The following is a 3,612-nucleotide window of genomic DNA, read 5'->3' as shown; positions in this document are numbered from 1 at the left end:
GTTCGCGGACGCGACGGGAATGTCGCCGCTCGCGTGGCTGATTCGCGAACGCGTGAACGTCGCGAAGGACCTGCTCGAAGCGCATCCCGCGCTGTCGCTCGCGCAGGTCGCGGCGCGCGCGGGGTTCGGTTCCGAGGAGTCGCTGCGCCGGCATTTCCGGCGCGTCGCGGCGACGAGCCCGGCCGCGTACCGGCGCGGGATGGATCGTGACGTAAGATTGCAGGACGCTTGAGCGCCGTGCATCCGCACGGTGGCGGCTTTCGTACCCGGTGGCGCATCGCCTGACCGGGGCATTCCGGACGAAAGCGGAATCAAACAACAACATGACACTCAGAGAGAACCTCGGCTTCGGCTTCATGCGCGATGACGCGCACGTGTATTGCCATGACGAACCGTTGCGGGACCGCGACGGCAACCTCATCGAAGGCATCGTGATCGACGGCTTCCGGCCGTTGTCCCAGTATCTGGCGACGGACGGCGTGCGCGCCTACGCGCGCACGTTCACGTGGTTGCGCTTCACCGTGCTCGACGTCGACGCCGCGACGTTTCGACGGCTGGACGAATCGCATGCCGTCGACGCGAACCATGTCTACTTCCAGAACCGCAAGCTGGCCGGCGCGTCGCCTGCGCGCTTCCGGTTGCTGAACGATGCATGGGGGCACGACGACCGCTACCTGTATCACTACGGCAAGCGCAAGCGCGGCGCGGATCCCGCGACGCTGCGGTGGGTCGGCGCGTATCTGGTCGATGCGCAGCGGGTCTGGTATGGCGGGCGGGAACTCGAAGGCGCCGATGCGGCGAGCTTCGTCAGCGCGGACGAGGTGGCGCAGGATCTCGCGACCGACCGCGTGCGGCCGTACCGATACGGGCACGCGGCCGATCCCGGCCCGCGTGAGAAGTGGGAGCGCGACTGGTCGCCGTTTTTTGCCGCGCGTCCCGACTTGCAAGGCTACTGGTGGCACACGCTGGTCGGGCAGGCCGTGGCGGATACGCCGGCGCGGGAACTCGGCGGCGGGTATCGGGTAGTCGGCAACCAGGTGTATTTTCAAGACCTGCCGCTGCTCGAACCGGATGCTGCGACGGTCCGGTGGCTCGGCGATTCGTTCATCGCCGACCGGTCGCGACTCTACTCGTACGCGGAGTATCACACCGGCTTTCTCGACGGCGGCCCGCTTCCGGGCGATCCTGCGCGGTGGCGACATCTGTCCGGGCCGTGGTATCAGGCCGGCGACCATTGCTTTCGGAAGCAGTGGCACGGTCATGCGGAAGCCGCGAAGGTCGACGGCAAGACATTCGAAGTCCTGAACGACACCTATGCGAAGGATCGCAATGGCGTGCTGTGCATGCTGGTGCGCAAGCGTGGCATCGATCCCGCCCGGATCGAAACCGTCGGCGACGACTACCTGCGCGATGGCGGCCGGTTGTTCTATTTCGGCAAGGAAGTGAAGGCCCGGTTCGATGCCGCGACCGCCGAAGTCGTCGGGCCCGACTTCCTGCGCGACGGGCAGGGGCGGTTGCTGCAGGGCAACCAGCCGTATCGGCGCGGTGTCGATGGCGCGACGCTCGCGTTCCTCTCCGAGTATTTCGCACGGGACCGTGCGCGGGTCTACGTCTATTACCACGGTGCCGAACTCGTGCCGCTGCCGGGCGTCGATCCGGCCGGCTTTCACCTCGAGCAGCCGGATATCGGCACGGACGGCCGCCGCCGCTACGTGTATCAGGCATGGCTTGCTGCGTGGCGCGTGCGGCACCGGTCGCCGATGCCCGACTACGTGCCGCCGGATTACGTGGCGCCCGAAGCGGGCGCGCAGGTCGCTGCCGGCCCGGCGCCCGAATCGGTATCGGCGCATGCGTCGTCGCAAGCGCCGCTCGCCGGGACGGTTGCGGCTCGTCACGCGTGCGTGCTCGAATGGACGCGCGACGCGACGGGTGAACTGCGCCTCGTCGTGGCCGGCGAAGGATTCTGCGACATCTGGGATCTGGCGCAGCGACGGGTGGTCGCGTCGTTCGAACTGCCGCGTCCGTTCGTGCCGGACGAAGCGGAGGCGACGGTCATGGACGGGCTGCGCAACGTGCCGGTGAGCGCATCGGTCGATGCGGCGCTGTCGACGCTGATCGTCGCGTACTGGGACAACACGGCGCTCTACCGGGTCGACGCCGCGAGCGGCGCGGCGGACGTGTGCTGGCGCGCCGAAAGCCGGTACGACGATCTGGAGCGGGTTCACCTGTCGCCCGACGCGCGCGAAGCGTGGGTGCGCATCCGCAACCGGCTCTACCGTGTGCCGCTCACCGACGGCGGCACGCTCGACGTGCTCGATTACGACATGGCTGACCAGCGCTTCCAGGATGCGCCGTTCGCGGTTAGCGCCGGCCGGCGTCGCCGTGCGTTCGCACGGGACGCGGCGTTGACGGTGCGTACGGAGGGCGAAGCCGATTGTGAATGGCCGGGGGCGGACAACGGCTTCCCTTGCGCGTTTTCCGACGACGGCGCCCGCGTGCTGACGCGCGATGCGAAATTCGTGTTGCGCGAGTTCGAGGTCGGCAGCGGCAAGCGGCTCGCGTTGTATCGCGGCGGCTGGTGCGAGCGCCAGTGGTTCAAGAGCCAGGCTGGCTGGATCGACGGGCGTCCGGTGTTTGCCGGCCTGCCGAAGGCCGGGCGCGGCGTGGTCGATATCTGGGATGCGCTCGACGACCGGCTGCTGTTTCGCATCGAGGCCGCCGCGAGCGTACCCGAGCCGGACGCGGGCTGACGCGGTCGCGGCGATGTTTTCCGGCGTTCATGGAATGAACGTCGGGAGATTCTGCGGGCCACGCAACCGGCCGGCGCGATCGCGCCGTGGTGCGGCGAACGCAATGGCAGGCCCGATGATGCGGTCAGGGGCGTCGTTGATCGAAGAGGCGAGACGCACCCGGCCTCTTCGCAAGGCCGCCTTGTAACGTACTTTTTTTGTGACATTCGCTTCTTCTCCAAGGACGATTCCGATGACGATGCTGCCTTCCCGTTTGCCGCTGATCCAGGCCCCGATGGTCGGTTCGCTGAGCCCGCTTGCGATCGCGGTGTGCGAAGCCGGCGGGCTCGGCTCGCTCGCGTGCGCGGCGCTTGGCCCGCAGCAACTGCGCGACGAGATCGCGGCGATCCGCGCCAGCACGCCCGCACCGTTCAACGTGAACTTCTTCTGCCATACGCCGCCGGCGCCCGACGCCGAGGTCGATGCGCGCTGGCGTGCCGCGCTCGCCGGCTACTACGCGGAAGCCGCGCTCGATCCGGCCGACGTGAAGGGCGGCCCCGGCCGCGCGCCATTCGACGATGCGATGTGTGCGGTCGTCGAGGAATTGCGGCCGGCAGTCGTGAGCTTCCATTTCGGGTTGCCGGACGACACGCTGCTTGATCGCGTGCGGCGCACGGGCGCGCAGGTCGTGTCGTCCGCGACGACCGTCGAGGAGGCGCGCTGGCTGGATGCGCGCGGCGTCGACGCGATCGTCGCGCAGGGCGCGGAGGCCGGCGGTCATCGGGGGATGTTCCTGACCGACGACATTCACGCGCAACCGGGCCTGTTCGCGTTGCTGCCGCAGATCGTCGATGCAGTGCGCGCACCGGTGATCGCGGCCGGC

At 68.6% G+C, this 3,612-nt stretch carries 3 protein-coding genes; all 3 read left to right on the top strand.

The features are described from left to right. The coding region (locus tag JYJ84_RS31425; RefSeq protein ID WP_205189924.1) for a helix-turn-helix domain-containing protein at positions 1-232 on the top strand (232 nt) is incomplete at its 5' end. A 91-nt stretch (positions 233-323) separates the two neighbouring features. Next, positions 324-2,750 (top strand): DKNYY domain-containing protein, encoded by a 2,427-nt coding sequence (locus tag JYJ84_RS31420; protein WP_175220105.1) that lies wholly within the window; start codon positions 324-326, stop codon positions 2,748-2,750. A 232-nt stretch (positions 2,751-2,982) separates the two neighbouring features. Further along, a partial coding sequence (locus tag JYJ84_RS31415; RefSeq protein WP_205189923.1) for a nitronate monooxygenase family protein occupies positions 2,983-3,612 on the top strand: 630 nt, incomplete at its 3' end.

The organism is Burkholderia sp. LMG 13014, from assembly GCF_905232215.1.
Taxonomy (GTDB): Bacteria; Pseudomonadota; Gammaproteobacteria; order Burkholderiales; family Burkholderiaceae; genus Burkholderia.
Note: the sequence above shows the minus strand (reverse complement) of the source record. Positions and strands in the feature narration are given on the sequence as shown.